General features: G+C 74.1%; 14 protein-coding genes. 11 read left to right on the top strand and 3 right to left on the bottom strand.

The window, feature by feature from the left end:
- Positions 1 to 240 precede the first annotated feature (240 nt).
- The 8 genes from CIK06_RS12445 to CIK06_RS12410 all read left to right on the top strand — a co-directional run bounded on the left by CIK06_RS12445 (position 241) and on the right by CIK06_RS12410 (position 7,410).
- A complete protein-coding gene (locus tag CIK06_RS12445) occupies positions 241 to 906 on the top strand; it encodes a metal ABC transporter ATP-binding protein (RefSeq protein ID WP_095564965.1) in 666 nt (221 codons plus the stop codon).
- 3 nt (positions 907 to 909) lie between these two features.
- The gene (locus CIK06_RS12440) at positions 910 to 1,794 is read left to right on the top strand and encodes a metal ABC transporter permease (protein ID WP_095564964.1); all 885 of its coding nucleotides are present in this window, start codon (positions 910 to 912) and stop codon (positions 1,792 to 1,794) included.
- Positions 1,718 to 2,506, top strand: a complete 789-nt coding sequence (locus CIK06_RS12435) for a metal ABC transporter solute-binding protein, Zn/Mn family (RefSeq protein ID WP_095564963.1) — start codon at positions 1,718 to 1,720, stop codon at positions 2,504 to 2,506. The genes CIK06_RS12440 and CIK06_RS12435 overlap by 77 nt, the downstream gene beginning before the upstream one ends.
- Before the next feature lie 186 nt (positions 2,507 to 2,692).
- A complete protein-coding gene (locus CIK06_RS12430; protein ID WP_157756729.1) occupies positions 2,693 to 3,514 on the top strand; it encodes a YcnI family protein in 822 nt (273 codons plus the stop codon).
- Positions 3,515 to 3,728: 214 nt separating this feature from the next.
- Positions 3,729 to 3,938 (top strand): hypothetical protein, encoded by a 210-nt coding sequence (locus CIK06_RS12425; protein ID WP_095564961.1) that lies wholly within the window; start codon positions 3,729 to 3,731, stop codon positions 3,936 to 3,938.
- Between the two features lie 384 nt (positions 3,939 to 4,322).
- On the top strand, positions 4,323 to 4,508 hold the full coding sequence (locus CIK06_RS12420; protein ID WP_095564960.1) for a heavy-metal-associated domain-containing protein: 186 nt from the start codon (positions 4,323 to 4,325) through the stop codon (positions 4,506 to 4,508).
- A 44-nt stretch (positions 4,509 to 4,552) separates the two neighbouring features.
- Positions 4,553 to 6,766 (top strand): cation-translocating P-type ATPase, encoded by a 2,214-nt coding sequence (locus CIK06_RS12415; RefSeq protein ID WP_095567766.1) that lies wholly within the window; start codon positions 4,553 to 4,555, stop codon positions 6,764 to 6,766.
- A 77-nt stretch (positions 6,767 to 6,843) separates the two neighbouring features.
- A complete protein-coding gene (locus CIK06_RS12410; protein ID WP_095564959.1) occupies positions 6,844 to 7,410 on the top strand; it encodes a sigma-70 family RNA polymerase sigma factor in 567 nt (188 codons plus the stop codon).
- Positions 7,411 to 7,487: 77 nt separating this feature from the next.
- Here the strand turns inward: CIK06_RS12410 and CIK06_RS12405 are convergent, their stop codons facing one another.
- Complete coding sequence (locus CIK06_RS12405; RefSeq protein ID WP_157756728.1) at positions 7,488 to 10,502, bottom strand: S8 family serine peptidase; 3,015 nt, start codon at positions 10,500 to 10,502, stop codon at positions 7,488 to 7,490.
- Positions 10,503 to 10,878: 376 nt separating this feature from the next.
- On the opposite strand from CIK06_RS12405, the gene CIK06_RS12400 reads away from it, so the two are divergent.
- Positions 10,879 to 12,099, top strand: a complete 1,221-nt coding sequence (locus CIK06_RS12400; protein WP_232534178.1) for a YibE/F family protein — start codon at positions 10,879 to 10,881, stop codon at positions 12,097 to 12,099.
- Here CIK06_RS12400 and CIK06_RS12395 read toward each other — a convergent pair.
- Complete coding sequence (locus tag CIK06_RS12395; protein ID WP_095564957.1) at positions 12,061 to 12,450, bottom strand: DUF4180 domain-containing protein; 390 nt, start codon at positions 12,448 to 12,450, stop codon at positions 12,061 to 12,063. The genes CIK06_RS12400 and CIK06_RS12395 overlap by 39 nt on opposite strands.
- A gap of 210 nt (positions 12,451 to 12,660) precedes the next feature.
- On the opposite strand from CIK06_RS12395, the gene CIK06_RS12390 reads away from it, so the two are divergent.
- Both CIK06_RS12390 and CIK06_RS12385 read left to right on the top strand, forming a co-directional pair.
- Positions 12,661 to 13,938, top strand: a complete 1,278-nt coding sequence (locus tag CIK06_RS12390) for an acyltransferase (RefSeq protein ID WP_095564956.1) — start codon at positions 12,661 to 12,663, stop codon at positions 13,936 to 13,938.
- A gap of 36 nt (positions 13,939 to 13,974) precedes the next feature.
- On the top strand, positions 13,975 to 15,012 hold the full coding sequence (locus tag CIK06_RS12385; protein ID WP_095564955.1) for an LCP family protein: 1,038 nt from the start codon (positions 13,975 to 13,977) through the stop codon (positions 15,010 to 15,012).
- A 23-nt stretch (positions 15,013 to 15,035) separates the two neighbouring features.
- On the opposite strand, the gene CIK06_RS12380 is transcribed toward CIK06_RS12385, so the two are convergent.
- Complete coding sequence (locus CIK06_RS12380; RefSeq protein ID WP_198348219.1) at positions 15,036 to 15,890, bottom strand: TylF/MycF family methyltransferase; 855 nt, start codon at positions 15,888 to 15,890, stop codon at positions 15,036 to 15,038.
- Between the last annotated feature and the right edge of the window lie 42 nt (positions 15,891 to 15,932).

Here is a 15,932-nt window from a genome sequence, read left to right as displayed (position 1 = left end):
TTGGCCGCACCAGCGCCGCAGGTCAATATTTACGAGAATTTTTCATTGATGACCGGGACAACGTAACGACCCGGCGCCCGGCCGCCCGGCGTCCGGTGTGGACCCCCGCGCGGGCCGGCCCGTCACTCCGTGCTTCGGGTGCCCGAGCCGGTGTCACCCAACGGATCCGGAACTGACTGCCGCTCCCAGCCGACCTATCCCACGGGCGGCCGTGACCGCGACCGGAGGGGAGCACGATCGATGACGGCACAACAGCGGCGCAGGGCGGCACCGCCGGCGCCCGCCGCCGTCGCCTTCGCCGCGGTCACCTGCCGGTACGGCCGCCGTACCGCGGTCGACGCGGTCGACCTCGACGTCGCCGCCGGGGAGCACGTGGCGCTCACCGGCGCCAACGGCTCGGGCAAGACGACCCTGCTGCGCGCCGCCCTCGGGCTGCACCCGATCGCCGGCGGCACCGTGACGGTCGACGGGGTGTCCGCCCGGCGCGGCCCGGACTGGGCACGCCGGCGCCGGGAGGTGGCCTGGGTACCGCAGCGGCTGGCCCCGGGCCGGTTCCCGCTGCTGGTCGACGAGTTGCTCGGCAGCGGCGGCGACCCTGCCGCGGCCGGCGACGCGGCCGGCCGGCTCGGCGTGGCCGGGCTGGGCCGGCGCCCGCTGCACACCCTTTCCGGCGGCCAGCTCCAGCGGGTGTTCCTGGCGCGCGCGCTGGGCGCGGTGGCCGCCGGCGCCCGGGCGCTGTTCGCCGACGAGCCGACGGCCGCGCTGGACTTCGACGGCCAGGAGCAGGTCGCCGCGCTGCTGGCCGGCCTGCCGGTCACCGTGGTCGTGGTCTCCCACGACCGGGCCATGTCCCGGGCCTGCGACCGGGTGGCCGAGATGGCCGCCGGCCGGCTGCGGGTGCGCTGAGCCGTGCACGAGCTGACCGAACTGCTCCTGCTGCCGGCGGTGCAGCGCTCCGGCATCGGCCTGTTGATCGGCGCGGCCGGCCTGCCGGTGGTCGGGGTGTTCATCATCGGCCTGGACATCATCGCCGTCCGGTTCGCGATGATGCACGTGGCGCTGCTCGGCATCGCCGTCGGCCTGCTCACCGGCCTGGACCCGATGCTGTGCGGGCTGGCCGCCTGCGCCGCCGCCGGGGCGGGGGTGGCGCCGCTGGCCCGCCGGCCCACCGGGCTGCCCGGGGCGATGGGGCTGCTGATGACGTTCGCGATCGCCGCCGCGCTGCTCGTGCTCTCCGTCTCCGGGGTGAACGCCACCGGCGCGTTCGAGCTGCTGTGGGGGTCCATCCTGGCCACCCGCCGGATCGACCTCGTCGTCCTGGGCATCCTCACCCTCGTCGTCCACCTGCTGTTCTGGCGCTGGCGGCGACAGCTCGCGCTGCTGCTGTTCGACCGGGAGCTGGCGCTGTGCTCGGGGGTCGCCGCCGGCCCCCTGCTGCTCGCGCTGCTGGTCGTGGTGGCCGTGGCCATCGGCGCCTCGATCCGGCTCACCGGGGCGCTGCTGGTGGACGCGCTGACCATCCTGCCCGCGCTGGGCGCCCGCAATCTCGGCCGTTCGCTGCGCTCGATGGTGCTCTGGGCCGTCGCGCTCGGCCTGCTCGGCAACGCCGCCGGATTCACCGTCGCGCTGCTGCTGGACCAGCCGCCCGGCCCGGTCCTCGTCCTCGTCGCGGGGACCCTGACCCTGCTCACCTACCTCATTCCCGAAGGAGCACGAGATGCGATCATTCCGAGCCGTCGCGCTGGCGGCGGTGGCGACGCTGTCCCTGTCGGCCAGCGGGTGCGGCAGCGCTGAGGACCCGGCGCCGGCGGGCGGCACGAGCCCGGCCCCCTCTGGGCCGAAGGTCGTCGCCTCGACCACCTGGGTCGGCGCCCTCGCCAGGGCCGCGGGCGCCACCGACATCACGGTGGTCGCGCCGGCCAGCGTCCAGCACCCGCCGGACTACGACCCGAAGCCGAGCGACCTGGCCGCGGTGGCCGGCGCCGACTACATCCTGTACGCCGAGTTCGACGGCTTCGCCGCCAAGCTCAAGGACGCGGCCGGCGGCTCCGGCAAGCTCGTCCCGGTCGAGCTGGAGAACACCCCACCGAAGATCACCTCGCAGGTGCGGCGGCTGGCCGGCATCTTCGGCACCACGGCCGCGGGCGACGCCTGGCTGACCAGCTTCGACAGCGCCTACGCGGAGCTGTCCGGGCAGGTCCGGGCCGCCCTGCCGACGCCGCCGCCGAACGCGGCGGCGCATCTGTTCATGGCGTACTGGGCCGACTTCGCCGGCCTTGCGGTGGTGGGCACCTACGGACCCGAGCCGGTCACCCCCGGCCAGCTCGCCGAGCTGACCGCGAAGAAGCCGACCCTGGTGCTGGCCAACGCGCACCTGCCCGGGGCCAATCCCGACATCCCCGGGGCCGCCCGGGTGGACATCGTCAACTATCCCGGCGCGGATCTCGACCTGATCGCGGTCTTCCGGACCAACACCGACCGGTTGACCGCCGCACTCAAGCCCTGACCAGGAGCGACGGGCGGGCGGGTGGACCCGGGCGACGACCCTCGCCCGGTTCCACCGGGCCGCCGACCGTGCCCCGGGCCGCGCCGGCCCGGGGCACGGTGCCATCATTTCGATGCTTGTCATCATGATGGGGAGTCCGGCGCCGCAATGCACGAGCCGGGGCAGACACGACAGGGAGGACCACCGGTGAGGGTAGCCAGAGCATTCCGGGCGGCGGGTCTGGTCCTGGCCGCCGCGGCCGTGGTCGCCGTCCCGGCCGGACCGGCGTACGGGCACGTGTCGGTGGATCCGGTCCGGGTCGCCCCGGGCGGCTACACCACGCTCACCTTCCGGGTGCCCAACGAGCGCCCGGACCTCAGCACGGTCGAGGTGCGGGTCGTGCTGCCGGCCAACGCGTCGGTCCAGTCCGCGGTGGTGCACAAGCTTCCCGGCTGGCACTGCGTGGTCGAGCGGGGTTCGATCACCCGGGCCGGCTCGGCGCCGGTCGGCCAGCCGGTCAGCGCGATCACCTGGACGGCGCAGACCGAGGACGCGGCGATCGACGGGGAACAGTTCCAGGAGTTCCGGGTCTCCCTCGGCCCGTTGCCGGAGCGCGGCGACCGGATCGTGTTCAAGGTCCTCCAGACGTACTCCGACCGGCAGGTGGTGCCCTGGATCGAGGAGCCGGAGGACGGTGCGGAGGAGCCGGCCAACCCGGCCGTGGTGCTCCGGCTCGACCGCCGCGCCGGGGCCAACGTGGACGAGCACGGGATGCCGATCGACGGGGCGGGTCCGGCCTGGCAGTCGCCGGGCACGGCGCTGGCCGTCGGGGTGGCCGCGCTGGTGGTCGCCGTGGCCGCGCTGCTGCTGGCGCTGCTCGACCGGATCCGGACCGGTCGGCGGCGCCCCGACGGCGAGGGTGGGCCGACCCCCGCCGAGCCCTCCGAGCCCGCACCGGACGCCGCCGCGAGCGCCGCGACCACCACGAGCGCCGCGACCACCACGAGCGCGGAGGACGCCGCGCCGTAGCTGTCGCGCCGTAGCCGCCGCGCCGCGACGTCGTGCCCGCCGTGGTGGGCACGCGGTCGCCGCCGCGACAACGAGTCCCTATTGGTCGGGCGGGCGGGCGGCCGAGTTCCCGCCGGCGCCCCGTTGCGCGCCGATCGGCAAACCCGCCGCGATCGGGGTCCGGCGGCCCGGGGCCGGCCATAACCTGATCGGAGGTCGAGCATCGGAGGCAAAGATGGCAGACAACGGTCTCGTACACGTCCTCACCCTGTGCGGCAACTGCAACTGCGGCTGTCCCGAGTTGTACGTCGACCCCCAGGCGCCGCAGGAGCAGCGGGTGGTCATCACCGACGACTTCGGCAGCGCGATCCGGCTCAGCGGTGACCAACTGCGGGACATCGTCCAGATGGCCCGCGACGGCGCCCTGGACAACATCACGGCCTAGACCCGTCCGGCGGCGCCCGTCCGGCACTCCCCACCGTGGGGAGTGCCGGTTCCTGCGCGCCGCGGAGGTCCGGGCCTCGGGCCGGGCCGAGGTCAGGGCCGAGGTCAGGGCCGAGGTCAGGGCCGAGGTCAGGGCCGAGGGCCAGCCGAGGGCCAGCCGAGGGCCGCAAGACCCGCACGGAAGATGACGATCCGATGAACTCCGCCGCCCTGCGGCGCGTACCATGAGCGGGAGCCGGGACACGTCACGCGCCGGCGGAACCAACGACGGCGCGACGTCCACCGACGGCACGGGGCAGGTGCCGTCCAGCCGCTCCTCGCCCGTGTGCGAGTTTCACCCATCGGAGATGAGGGTCCCGTGCGAGCCACGTACCACGTTCTTGGCATGAACTGCGAGCACTGCGTCCAGTCGGTCACCGCCGAGTTGACCGCGCTGCCCGGCGTCCGGGAGGTCACTGTCGACCTGGCCGCCGCCCGGGTGACCGTGCACAGTGAGGCCGCGCTGGATGCCTCCGACGTCCGGGAGGCGGTGGACGAGGCCGGCTTCGAGCTGGCCGGCGCCCCGTCGTGAGCGCCTCCGCGCAGCTCGTCCTGACCCCGCTGAGCATCGGCGGGATGACCTGCGCCGCGTGCGCGAACCGGATCGAGCGCAAGCTCAACCGCATCGACGGCGTACGGGCGTCGGTCAACTTCGCCACCGCGACCGCCACCGTGACCCACCCGAGCACCGTGCCGGTCTCCGACCTGGTCGCGACCGTGACCGCGATGGGCTACACCGCCCGACCGCCGCACCCCGGCCCCGCACCGGCGCAGACGGCCGATCCGCTGCGCCGGCGGCTGGGGGTGGCGGTGGGGTTCAGCGCTCCGGTCCTGGTGCTGTCCATGGTGCCGGCCGTGCAGTTCACCGGCTGGCAGTGGGTGGTCGCGGCGCTGACCGCCCCGGTGGTGGGCTGGGCGGGTTGGCCGTTCCACCGGGCGGCGCTGATCAACGCCCGGCACCGGGCGGCCAGCATGGACACGCTGGTCTCGCTGGGTGCCCTGGTCTCGTACGCGTGGAGCCTGTGGGCGCTGCTGGCCACGCCCGCGGGCCGGCCGGGCGTGACGATGACCTTCTCGCTGTTCGGCGGTCACCACCACGCCCTGTACTTCGAGGTCGGCGCCGGCCTGGTCACCTTCCTGCTGATCGGGCGGCTGCTGGAGGCACGCGCCCGGCACCGCGCCGGAGCGGCGCTGCGCGGGCTGGCGGACCTGGGGGTACGGGACGTCACCGTGCTGGACGGGCGGGGCGAGCAGTGCCTGGTGCCGCTGGCCGCGCTACGCGTCGGCGACCTGTTCGTGGTCCGCCCCGGGGAGCGGATCGCCACCGACGGGGTGGTGGAGATCGGGGCCAGCGCGGTCGACGCGGCGATGCTCACCGGCGAGGGAGTCCCGGTCGAGGTCGACGCCGGATCCCCGGTCACCGGCGGCACCGTCAACGTCGGGGGGCGGCTCGTGGTCCGGGCCACCCGGGTCGGTGCGGACACCCGGCTGGCCCAGATCGGCCGGCTGGTCACCCAGGCGCAGGCGGGCAAGGCCCGGATTCAGCGGCTGGCCGACGAGGTCGCCGCGGTCTTCGTACCCTTCGTGCTGGTCATCGCCCTGGCCACCGCCGCCGGCTGGCTGGTCATCGCGCCGGCCGCCACCGCGGTGGGGGTGGCGGTGGCGGTGCTCATCGTGGCCTGCCCGTGCGCGCTCGGCCTGGCGACCCCGACCGCGCTGCTGGTCGGCACCGGCCGCGGCGCCCAGCTCGGCCTGCTGGTCCGCGGGGCCGCCGCGGTGGAGACGGCGCACCGCATCGACACCGTCGTGTTCGACAAGACCGGCACGCTCACCACCGGACGCCTGCGGGTCACCGCCGTGCATCCGGCCGACGGCGTCGACGAGGTCGAGCTGCTGCGCTACGCGGCCGCCGTCGAGGACTGCTCGGAGCATCCGGTGGCGCAGGCGATCGTGATCGCCGCCGGGGACCGCTGCGGGTCGCTGCCCGCCGCTCGCGACTTCCGGGCGACGCCGGGCCGCGGGGCCGGTGCCGTCGTGGACGGCGCCCGGGTGCTGGTCGGCAGCGCCCGGCACCTGACCGACAACGGCATCGCGGTGCCGCAGGTGAACGCCGGTACCGCCACGGTCGTGCACGTGGCCCGGGACGGCCGGCCGCTCGGCTGGATCGCCGCGGCCGACGACCTGCGGGACACCGCCGTGCCGGCCGTGCACCGGCTGCGCGCGGCCGGGCTGCGCCCGGTGCTGCTCACCGGCGACAGCGCGGCCGCGGCCGCGGCGATCGCCGAGCGGCTCGGCCCGATCGAGGTCATCGCGGAGGTCACTCCCGAGGCGAAGGCCGGGACGATCCGCCGGCTGCGCGCCCAGGGCCGCACCGTGGCGATGGTCGGCGACGGGATCAACGACGCCGCCGCGCTGGCCGAGGCCGACCTGGGCATCGCGGTCGCCACCGGCAGCGACCTCGCCATCGAGGCCAGCGACGTCACCCTGGTCCGCGCCGAGGCCGGCACCGTCGACCTGACCGCCGCCGCCGACGCGCTCGGCCTGGCCCGGGCCACGCTGCGCACCATCAGGGTCAACCTGTTCTGGGCCTTCGCGTACAACAGCCTGATGATTCCGCTGGCCGCGCTCGGCCTGGTCACGCCGATGCTGGCCGCCGCCGCGATGGCCTGTTCCAGCCTGCTCGTGGTGCTCAACAGCCTGCGGTTGTCCCGGTGGCGGCCGGCCCCGGTCGCCGCCGCGCCGCTGCCGGACCCGGTCCGGCTCGGCGAGGTCGCACCGACCCGGCACTAGACTTCGATGTCCATCGATGCGTAGGCTCTCGGCCAGACCGGCGGGACCGGATCACCGAGACGACAAGGAGCCCGAGGGTGACGGACGACGCGCAGGTCACCGCGTGGGCGCTGGCGGCCGGCCGGGGCGACCGGACGGCCGCCGCCGCCTTCGTCCGGGCGACCCGGCAGTCCGTATGGCGGTTCCTGGCCGGTCTGGCCTCGCCGGCCGAGGCCGACGACCTCACCCAGGAGACCTACCTGCGGGCCATGCGGTCGCTGCCCTCCTTCGCCGCCCGCTCGGCGGCCCGGACCTGGGTGCTGGGCATCGCCCGCCGGGTGGCGGTGGACCACGTGCGCGCCAGCGCGTGCCGGCCGCACACCGTGCCGATGCCGGCCTGGACCGAGATCACCGACCGGCAGCACAGCGGCTTCGACCGGCGGGTCGCGCTGGAACAGCTCATCGCCGGCCTGCCGGCCGAACAACGTACGGCGTTCGTCGCCACCCAGGTGCTCGGGATGCCCTACGCGGAGGCCGCCCGGGTCTGCGGCTGCCCGGTCGGCACCATCCGGTCCCGCGTCGCCCGCGCCCGCGCGGACCTGGTCGCGGCGATCACCACCCAGCCCGGTACGCGGGGCCGCCGCAACGGCACGGCCACCGGCTGAACCGGGAGGACCGGACCGGCCCGTGACGCACCGCGGCCCGGGACCTGTTCAGGTCCCGGGCCGCGGCTCTCGGGAAATCAGTGCCCGCTGACCGGAATCAGTTGCGTCTCGTTCCGGGCGGCGTTCTCGTGGCTGACGACCATCCAGCCCTTGGCCGGGGTGCGCGCGAACTCACTCCGGTTCACCGACACCGTCTGCGTGGTCGAGCGGTTCGGCTCGACCACGTCGGTGATGCCCGTGGTGAGCGCCGGCGTGAACGCGTTGAAGCTCGCGGTACCCGCGATGGTGTCGTTCAGGCCGTCGACGATCCCGAAGCTGGCCGCGTGGTAGGTCAGCCGCGGGTTCTCCGCCGACAGGCAGGGCGAGCCGGCCGCGCAGAGCTGCGAGATCAGCACCGGCAGGACGAACGTGCTGCCGTCGTACGGCGCGTCGGCGTAGAACTCCAGCGTGCCGCCGCCGGTCCGCAGGTCGAACACCGCCGTGACCATGTCGCCGGTGGGGTCACCGGTGGTGACCAGGCCCAGGTCGACACCCACCACGTCGTAGTCGTCCGTGCCGTCGCCGTTGACGTCGACGTAGATGTCGAACTCGTTGCGGGCGGCGTTGGACAGTCGGTTGTGGGTGCTGACCGCGAACGCGATGGCGCCGTCCGCCGGCAGGGCCTGCACGCCCACCGCCCGCAGGTCCGCCGCGCCGGCCGCGTCGCGCCCGTCGGACAGACCCCAGGCGTACCAGTCGGCGGTGCCGGCGACCACGCCGCGCCGGTTGGTCGTGGTCGCGGTGGCCGAACCCTTCCGGTGCAGCGCACCCTGGTCCACCCGGGTGCTCACCTGCGACACCGCCTGCGGCACCAGGTAGTACGGCACCCGCAGCGCGACGCCGCCGTTGCTCCGACCCACCGGCGTGAGGGTGACCAGGCCGGAGACGTCCTGGAACCCGCTGGAGTCGCCGGCCGTCGCGGCCGGAACCTCCAGGGTGACCGGCACCTGGGCCTGGCCGTGACCCGGCACGGTCACCCGGGTCCGCTGCAGCCGCGCGGTGTGCGGGCTGCCGGCCGCGTTACCCACCGAGACGGTGAAGGTCTGCGCCGAGCGGCCCAGGTTCTTCACCGTGATGGCCTTGCGCTTGCTGTAGTTGCGGTCCAGTTCGGCGAAGCCGAAGTTCAGCGTCGCCGTGCCGGTGTCGCCGAGCGCGATGACCTGGGTGTCGACCGCGCCCGGAGCCTGGATCAGGCCCGCGCCGTCGGCCCGGGTGGCGTAGTCGGCCACCCCGGCCGGGTCGGCGGTGTTGACGATCGCCGCCTTCCAGTACGCGACCTTGCGCCAGTCGGGGTGGGCCTGCCGGACCAGCGCGGCCGCGCCGGCGGTGTGCGGCGCCGCCATCGAGGTGCCGGAGATCGCGACCGCCCCGGTGCCGGAACCGACGCCGACCGAGAAGATGCTCACGCCGGGCGCCGTGACATCCGGCTTCAGCCAGCTGTCCCCGGTGCGCGGGCCGCCCGAGGAGAAGCTGGCGGTCGCCCGGTAGCCCGGGTTGTCCATGGCCACGTGGGTCAGCGTCGTGCTGGTGCCGTCCGCCGCGACCAGCGCCGCGGCGGCCGAGGACGGCGCGCCGAGGAACGGGATGGTGACGTTCGCCGGTTCGCCGGTGTCCGGGTTGCTGGTGATCGGACCCTCGTACGGCGGGTAGGAGTCGACGTTGTTGACCTGGAGCACGGCGGCGGCGCCGGCCGCCTGGCCGTAGATCGCCTTGGCCACCCGGGCGCAGGTGCCGCGGGCCACCACGACGAGCGCGCCGGCCACGCCGGGCTGGTCGAACTCCTCGACGCTGCAGCCGAGCGCGATGCCGCCGGCGCCGTTGCCCAGCACCTTGATCGGCAGCGAGGTGCCGTCGGCGAACGTGGCGTTGTTGGCGTTGACGGTGTCCAGGCCCAGCGAGAGGTGCACGCCCGGGAAGGACGGGGTCGGGTCGTTGGCGGCCACGCTGATCGTGCTGGTGGAGACGGACGGGCTGCCCACCATGTACGGCGCCGGACCGGAGTTGCCGGCCGAGGCGACCACGATCACGCCGTCCCTGGTCGCGTTCTCCGCCGCGACCGACTCGGGCGCGTCGGCGGCGCCCCACGGCGAGCCGAGCGACATGTTGATCACGTCCATGCCGTTGGCCACGGCCCACTCGATCGCGTCGACGGTCATGTCGGTGGAGCCCTCGCAGCCGAAGACGCGCACCGCGTACAGCTCGGCCTTGGGCGCGACGCCCGGGCCGACGAGCCAGGAGTTTCCGCTGACGGTGTTCCTGTCGTACGCGCCGCGGTAGGTGCTGCCGTCGGCAAGCACGCCGTACCCGCCGATCGTGCCGGCCACGTGCGAGCCGTGCCCGTTGCAGTCCAGCGGGTTCGGGTCCGGGTGTGGCACCGGCTGGTAGGTGGGGCTGCCCGGGTCGGCGTCGTAGCTGTCGCCGACCAGGTCGATGCCGCCCTTGACCTTCGGCGCCCCGGGACCGAACAGGGCCGGGTCGGCCGCCGCGGTCTCCCGGGCGTGCGCCGTGGTGTAGGCGGCCTCGGTGCCCGGCCCGCCGAAGTCGGCGTGCGTGTAGTCGATGCCGGTGTCGATGACGGCGACCTTGATGCCCTCGCCGCGCACCTTGTCCGGCGCGTTCCACACCGTCGGGGCGCCGACCATGGGCACGCCGTTGGTGTTGTCCGGCTTCACGGTCTGCAGCGGGTGCACGCTGACCACGCCGGGCGCGGTCGCGATCGAGTCGAGCTTGCCGGCGTTCACCCGTACCTTGATGCCGTTGTAGGCGTGCTGGTACGCGCCCAGCACGGCACCGCCGAGCTGGCGCACCTTCTGCTCGACCGGCGCCTGCTGCTGCCGGATCCGGTCCTGCCGCTGCCGCTTCTGGGTCGCCGACAGCGGCTGCGCCGCCTCGGCGTCGACCACCGCCACCGGATCATCGCCGAGCTGCACCATGACCGTCACCTGCCGGTCACGCATGCCCGCCGGCAGATTGGTGATCTTCGAGCCGGCCGGCACCGGCTTGAACGCCTGCCGCAGTCCGGGTGCGGCGACCGCGCCCGAGGACGCGCTCACCACGCCCATCGTGGCGACAAGAACACCGATCCCGGCCAGAGCCGTGGACCGCCTGCTGAACCGTTTTCCGCCCACCCGGGCTGCCTCCTCGATGCCCGTGCGAGCCCGTCGGGTCGATGATGCGGCCCCGGCCGGGCGTCGCACTCCCGCCCTCATCACGAGACCGACCCACGGCGGGTCGTCACCTCGGGCCGATCTCCGATCAGGAGTGTGCCCGTGATCCGCTCGCGGCACCATCCCTCGACCGGGACAACTTCCCGGGCGGGTCGGCGATCCGACCGGAGATACCGACTTGTCGCGCCGGCCCCGGGCGGCCATGCTCATCGTCCGTGACCGTTGTGCAGGGACGCGAACCGCGCCCGTCCGGGCGTCCTTCGTGAGCGGCGCCCACGCGCACGGCCACGGCCGTGCCACGCCCGGTGCCCGTCCGCCGGACCGGCGGCGGCTGACGCTGTTGCTGCTCGTGCCCGCGGTGCTGGCCACCGCGCTGGGCATGCTGCTGCTGTGGCCGCACGACGTTGCGCAGCCCGACCGCGCCGGCCCGCCACCACGGGTCCTCGGGCAGGTCAGCGCGGTCTCGCCGCGACCCTGCCCCGCGGCACCCGGCCGGGATCCGGACACCCCGGGGGCCGGCGCGCCGGGCGTGACCTGCGGCTCCGTCACGGTACGGCTGACCAGCGGCGCCCGCGCCGGCACGCAGGTCGACACCGAGATACCCGGCGGTCCCGGCGCGGTGCGGCCGCGGACCGGCGACCGGGTCGTGCTCAGCGTGCTGGCCGATCCGAGCGGCACCGACCGCTACTCGATCGTGGACTTCCAGCGCTCCCGCCAGCTCTGGCTGCTCGGTGCCGCGTTCGCGCTGGCCGTGATCGCGTTCGCCCGGTGGCGCGGCATCACCGCGCTGGCCGGCCTGGCCGTCACCTTCGCCGTCCTGCTGCTGTTCGTCATTCCGGCCATCCTGGACGGCCGGTCCCCCGTCCTGGTCGCGGTGCTCGGCTCGGCCGCGATCATGCTGACCGTGCTGTACCTGACGCACGGCTTCAGCACCACCACCTCGGTGGCGGTGGCCGGCACGCTGGCCAGCCTGACCATCACCGCCCTGCTGTCCGCGCTGGCGACCACCGCGGCCCACCTGTCCGGCGTCGCCGACGAGGCCGCGAGCTACCTGTCGATCCTGTACCGGGACGTGGACATGCGCGGCCTGCTGCTGGCCGGGATCGTCATCGGGTCGCTCGGGGTGCTCGACGACGTCACGGTGACCCAGGCGGCCACCGTCCGGGAACTGGCCGCGGCCAACCCGGCGTACCGGTTCCGGGAGTTGTACCGGGCCGGCACCCGGGTCGGGCGGGCGCACATCGCCTCCGTCATCAACACGATCGTGCTGGCCTACGCCGGGGCGTCCCTGCCGCTGATGCTGCTCTTCGCCGCCGGCACCACGCCGGTCGGTGAGCTGCTCACCGGTGAACTCGTCGCGCAGGAACTCGTCCGCAGCGCCGTGGGCACCATCGGGCTGATCACGGCCGTACCCGTCACCACCGCGCTGGCGAGCCTGCTCGCCCTACCGCGCGGTGCCGGGCGTGCTGTCGAGGGAGCGTAGCCGCTCGTCGAGGGCGGGCAGATCGGCGACGAACCACACCTGCCCGGACCGGTTGGACTCCTGCACCAGGGCGCGCAGCGCCGAGCTGGCCGCCAGGTGCGCGGAGATGTCGCCGACGATCGCCAGCCGCAGCCGGTAGTTGATGAACTTCTGCATCACCTCGCCGGCGAACCGCGTCCGCAGTTCGAAGAAGCGCGGGTCCAGCCGGCTCGCCGGCAGGGCCACCACCGTGGCACCGAGGAAGGCCGCCCCGACCAGATCCAGCGCGTCCTGCTCCGTGGCCACCGCCGGGCCGTCGGGGTCGCACACCAGCACCGGTACGCCGGCTCGGTCGCTGATCACGTCGGGCACGTCCGACCTCCCTGGTCATCGTTCACGGCCACATCCAGCCGAGCATCCGGCAGCGGCGCCGGCCGCGCCACCGGTTATCGGGCCGCGGGTCCACGCGTGACGTCCTGTCTGATATGCCGTTTTCCTGCCTATTCATGGGTTTTTGGGGATACTGCCTAGCAGCGGACGCGCCGGCACGTCCGCGCACGATTTCCATCGACGGGGGCGCACGTGGCGCAGTTGCTGTACACGCGGTCGGGCAGGCCGAGCCTTGCCCGCCGCTACGACGCGAACGACAACGCGTTCGGGTTCCTCCGCCTCGCCCTGGCGACCGGTGTGCTGGTGGCACACGCCTGGCCGCTGGGCCTGGCCCGGCAGAGCTTCGGCGCCTCCCTCACACACGGTCAGACCGACCTGGGCACCCTGTCGGTGCAGGGCTTCTTCGTCATCTCCGGCTTCCTGGTCGCCGGCAGCGCGCTGCGGCTGTCCCCCGGCCGGTTCGCCTGGCACCGCGCCCTGCGCACGCTGCCCGGTCTGTGGGTCTGCCTGCTGGTCACCGCGCTGGTGCTGGCTCCCCTGGTGTACTGGTACGAGCAACGGACCCTGACCGGCTTCTGGACCCACCCCGACGGCCCGCTGCGGTACGTCGCCGTCAACTGGTTCGCCTCGATGGAGCAGTATCCGATCTCCGGCCTGCTGGCGGACACGCCGTTCGGCAGGTTGCAGGGCGGACCGAGCGCCTTCGACGGTTCCCTGTGGAGCCTGCGGTACGAGTTCGCCTGCTACGCGTTCGTCTGGCTCCTCGCGGCCTGCGCGGTGCTGCGCCGGGCCCGCCGGCTGGTGCTGGCCCTGGCCGCCGGCGCGTACCTGCTCGTCCTGTTCGACCTGGCCACGGTGGCCGCCTGGACCGACCGGCCGCCGCTGCGCGGGGCGATCGGCCCGCTGCCGCTGGTCGGCAGCTTCGCCTACGGCTGGGCGCTGTATCTCGGGTTCCTGTTCCTGCTGGGCGCCTGCGCCCGGCTGTACGCCCACCGGCTGCCGATGACCGCGGTCGGGGCCGCGGTCGCCGGGGCCGTGATGCTCGCATCGATGCTGCTGGGCGGGTTCTTCGCGTTCGGCCTGCCCGCGTACGCCTATCTGGTGCTGTACCTGGCCACCGCCCTGCCCCGGCCGCTGCGCCGGATCGGCCGGCGCCGGGACTACTCCTACGGCGTCTACATCTACGCCTTCCCGGTGCAGCAGATGCTCGCGCTCGTCGGCGGCGCGAGCCACGGGCTGACCGTCTACATCCTGCTGTCCCTGCTCGGCACCCTCCTGTTCGCCGTCCCGTCGTGGCACCTGCTGGAAGGCCCCGCGCTGCGGCTGCGCGGCTGGCCCGGTCCCGCGCTGCGGCTGCGCGGCTGGCCCGGTCCCGCGCGGCGGCGACCGCACAACCGGGTCGGCCCCGACGGGCCGGCCGGGACCGCCGCGAACCCGCCGATCCCGGCGGCGACCCACTCCGGCGGGTGACCTGACCGACCGTCCACAGAAGGGTCGTGGATCGAGATGACCACCGGTGACAGGGCCCCGGAGGGCCGGTGGCGACGCCGACCCGGGTGGCAGAAGGCGGCACTCGCCCTGGTCGCGCTGCTCGGCGTGTTCTGCGCCGGCCTCGTGACGCTCGGCTTCGGCCTCCAGCACCGGTACGAGAACCGGGTGCACCGGGAGGACATCCTCGGCCGGGACACCGGGACGCCGCACGGAGACCGCTGGTCCGCCGGGCCGCTGAACCTCCTGCTGCTCGGCTCGGACTCCCGGCAGGGGGAACCGGACCAGGACAGCTACTCCGGGCAGCGCTCGGACACCGTCATGCTGGTGCACCTCAACGCCGCCCGGGACGCCGCCACGGTGGTCTCGATCCCCCGGGACAGCTACGTCGACATCCCCGCGCGGGCGGGCAGCTGGGACGGCGGCCCCAACAAGATCAACGCCGCGCTGGCGTTCGGCGGCGCGTCCCTGGCCGCCGAGACCGTGCACCAGCTCACCGGCGTGACCCTCGACGGGGTGCTGGTGGCGGACTTCGTCGCCGTACGCCGGCTGGTGGACGTGCTCGGCGGGATCACGGTGTGCCTGCCCTACCCGGTCGTCTCCGCCGACACCGGGACCGCCTGGCCGGCGGGCTGCCACCAGCTCGACGGGCGGGCCGCCGACGACCTGGTCCGGCAGCGCCACAACGTACCCGGCGAGGACTTCGGCCGGATGCACGACCAGCAACTCGTGGTCGCCGCGATGGTGGAGAAGGCCACCGCCGAGAACCTGCTGGCCGACCCGGTCCGGTTGGACCGGCTGCTGACCACGGCGGCGGAGTCGCTGACCGTCGACCGCGATCTCGACCTCGCCCGGCTGGCGCTGGCGGTACGCCGGATCACCCCGGAGTCGCTGCGCTTCGTCACCGTACCGGTCGCCGACGCCGATCTGAGCACGCCGGCCGGTTCCGCGGTGCTGCTGGACGAGCAGCGCTCGGCCGCCCTGTTCGCGGCGATCCGCGGGGACCGGCTCGACGACTGGTTCGCCACCGAGCCGTCCCCCTCGCCCGGCGCCTGACCGGGCGAGGGGGGCGCGGCGGTCTACCGGGTGCGCTGCCAGTACCGGCAGGTCCAGTCGACCTGGTGCAGTTCGTCGTGGATGCCGAAATCGGCGCGGAAGTCGTCGACGGCCTGCTTGCAGCCGCGCACCGCGTGGTAGTCGTCGACGATCACGTACCCGCCCACGGACAGCTTCGGGTAGAGGCTGCGCAGCGCCACCATGGTCGAGTCGTACAGGTCGCCGTCCAGCCGGATCAGCGACAGTCGCTCGACCGGCGCCCCGGGCAGGGTGTCCTGGAACCAGCCCGGCAGGAACCGGACCTGGTCGTCCAGCAGCCCGTACCGGCGGAAGTTGTCCTGGACCTGTTCGAGGGAGACCGCGAGGAACGGCTGGGTCCAGAGGGCGTCCTCCACGTCCGCGAGCCGGTGCGGCTCCGGTTTGGGCAGGCCGCGGAACGAGTCCGCCACCCACACCGTCCGGTCCTGATCCCCGTACGCCCGCAGCATGCCGCGCATGAAGATCACCGCTCCGCCGCGCCACACCCCCGTCTCGATCAGGTCACCCGGGACCTCCCGCTCCAGCACGTCCAGGATGCACCGTTCCAGGTTGTCGAGGCGGCGCAGGCCGATCATCGTGTCCGCCTCCGGCGGCCAGTCCCGGCCGTTGGCCCGCGCGTCGGCGTCGAACGGGAACTTCAGCACCAGCTCCAGGCCACGGCGTTGCAGCAGGTGCCTGTACCTGGCGTACAGCCGGCCGTGCACGGAGGCCGGCCGCGGCTGGTAGGGCGTCCACGTCTCCTGGAAGACGACCCGGGTCAGGGCCTTCTTCAGCAGGTCGCAGTACATGGCCCGGGAATCGCCGACGGCCGACGGCAGCCGGGTCAGGGTCTCGCTCATGGGTCTCTTGCTCCTTGGTGTCGATGTGCGGAACGGTTGCGA

Origin of the sequence: Plantactinospora sp. KBS50 (assembly GCF_002285795.1) — a bacterium.
Lineage (GTDB): Bacteria > Actinomycetota > Actinomycetes > Mycobacteriales > Micromonosporaceae > KBS50.
The sequence above is the reverse complement of the archived record's forward strand: the minus strand, read 5'-3'. Positions and strand labels throughout refer to the sequence as shown.

Coding starts and splice junctions, on each gene's coding strand:
- CIK06_RS12445 (WP_095564965.1), top strand. CDS start 241: ATGACGGCACAACAGCGGCGCAGGGCGGCACCGCCGGCGCCCGCCGCC.
- CIK06_RS12435 (WP_095564963.1), top strand. CDS start 1,718: ATGCGATCATTCCGAGCCGTCGCGCTGGCGGCGGTGGCGACGCTGTCC.
- CIK06_RS12425 (WP_095564961.1), top strand. CDS start 3,729: ATGGCAGACAACGGTCTCGTACACGTCCTCACCCTGTGCGGCAACTGC.
- CIK06_RS12420 (WP_095564960.1), top strand. CDS start 4,323: ATGAACTGCGAGCACTGCGTCCAGTCGGTCACCGCCGAGTTGACCGCG.
- CIK06_RS12415 (WP_095567766.1), top strand. CDS start 4,553: ATGACCTGCGCCGCGTGCGCGAACCGGATCGAGCGCAAGCTCAACCGC.
- CIK06_RS12385 (WP_095564955.1), top strand. CDS start 13,975: ATGACCACCGGTGACAGGGCCCCGGAGGGCCGGTGGCGACGCCGACCC.
- CIK06_RS12380 (WP_198348219.1), bottom strand. CDS start 15,890: ATGAGCGAGACCCTGACCCGGCTGCCGTCGGCCGTCGGCGATTCCCGG.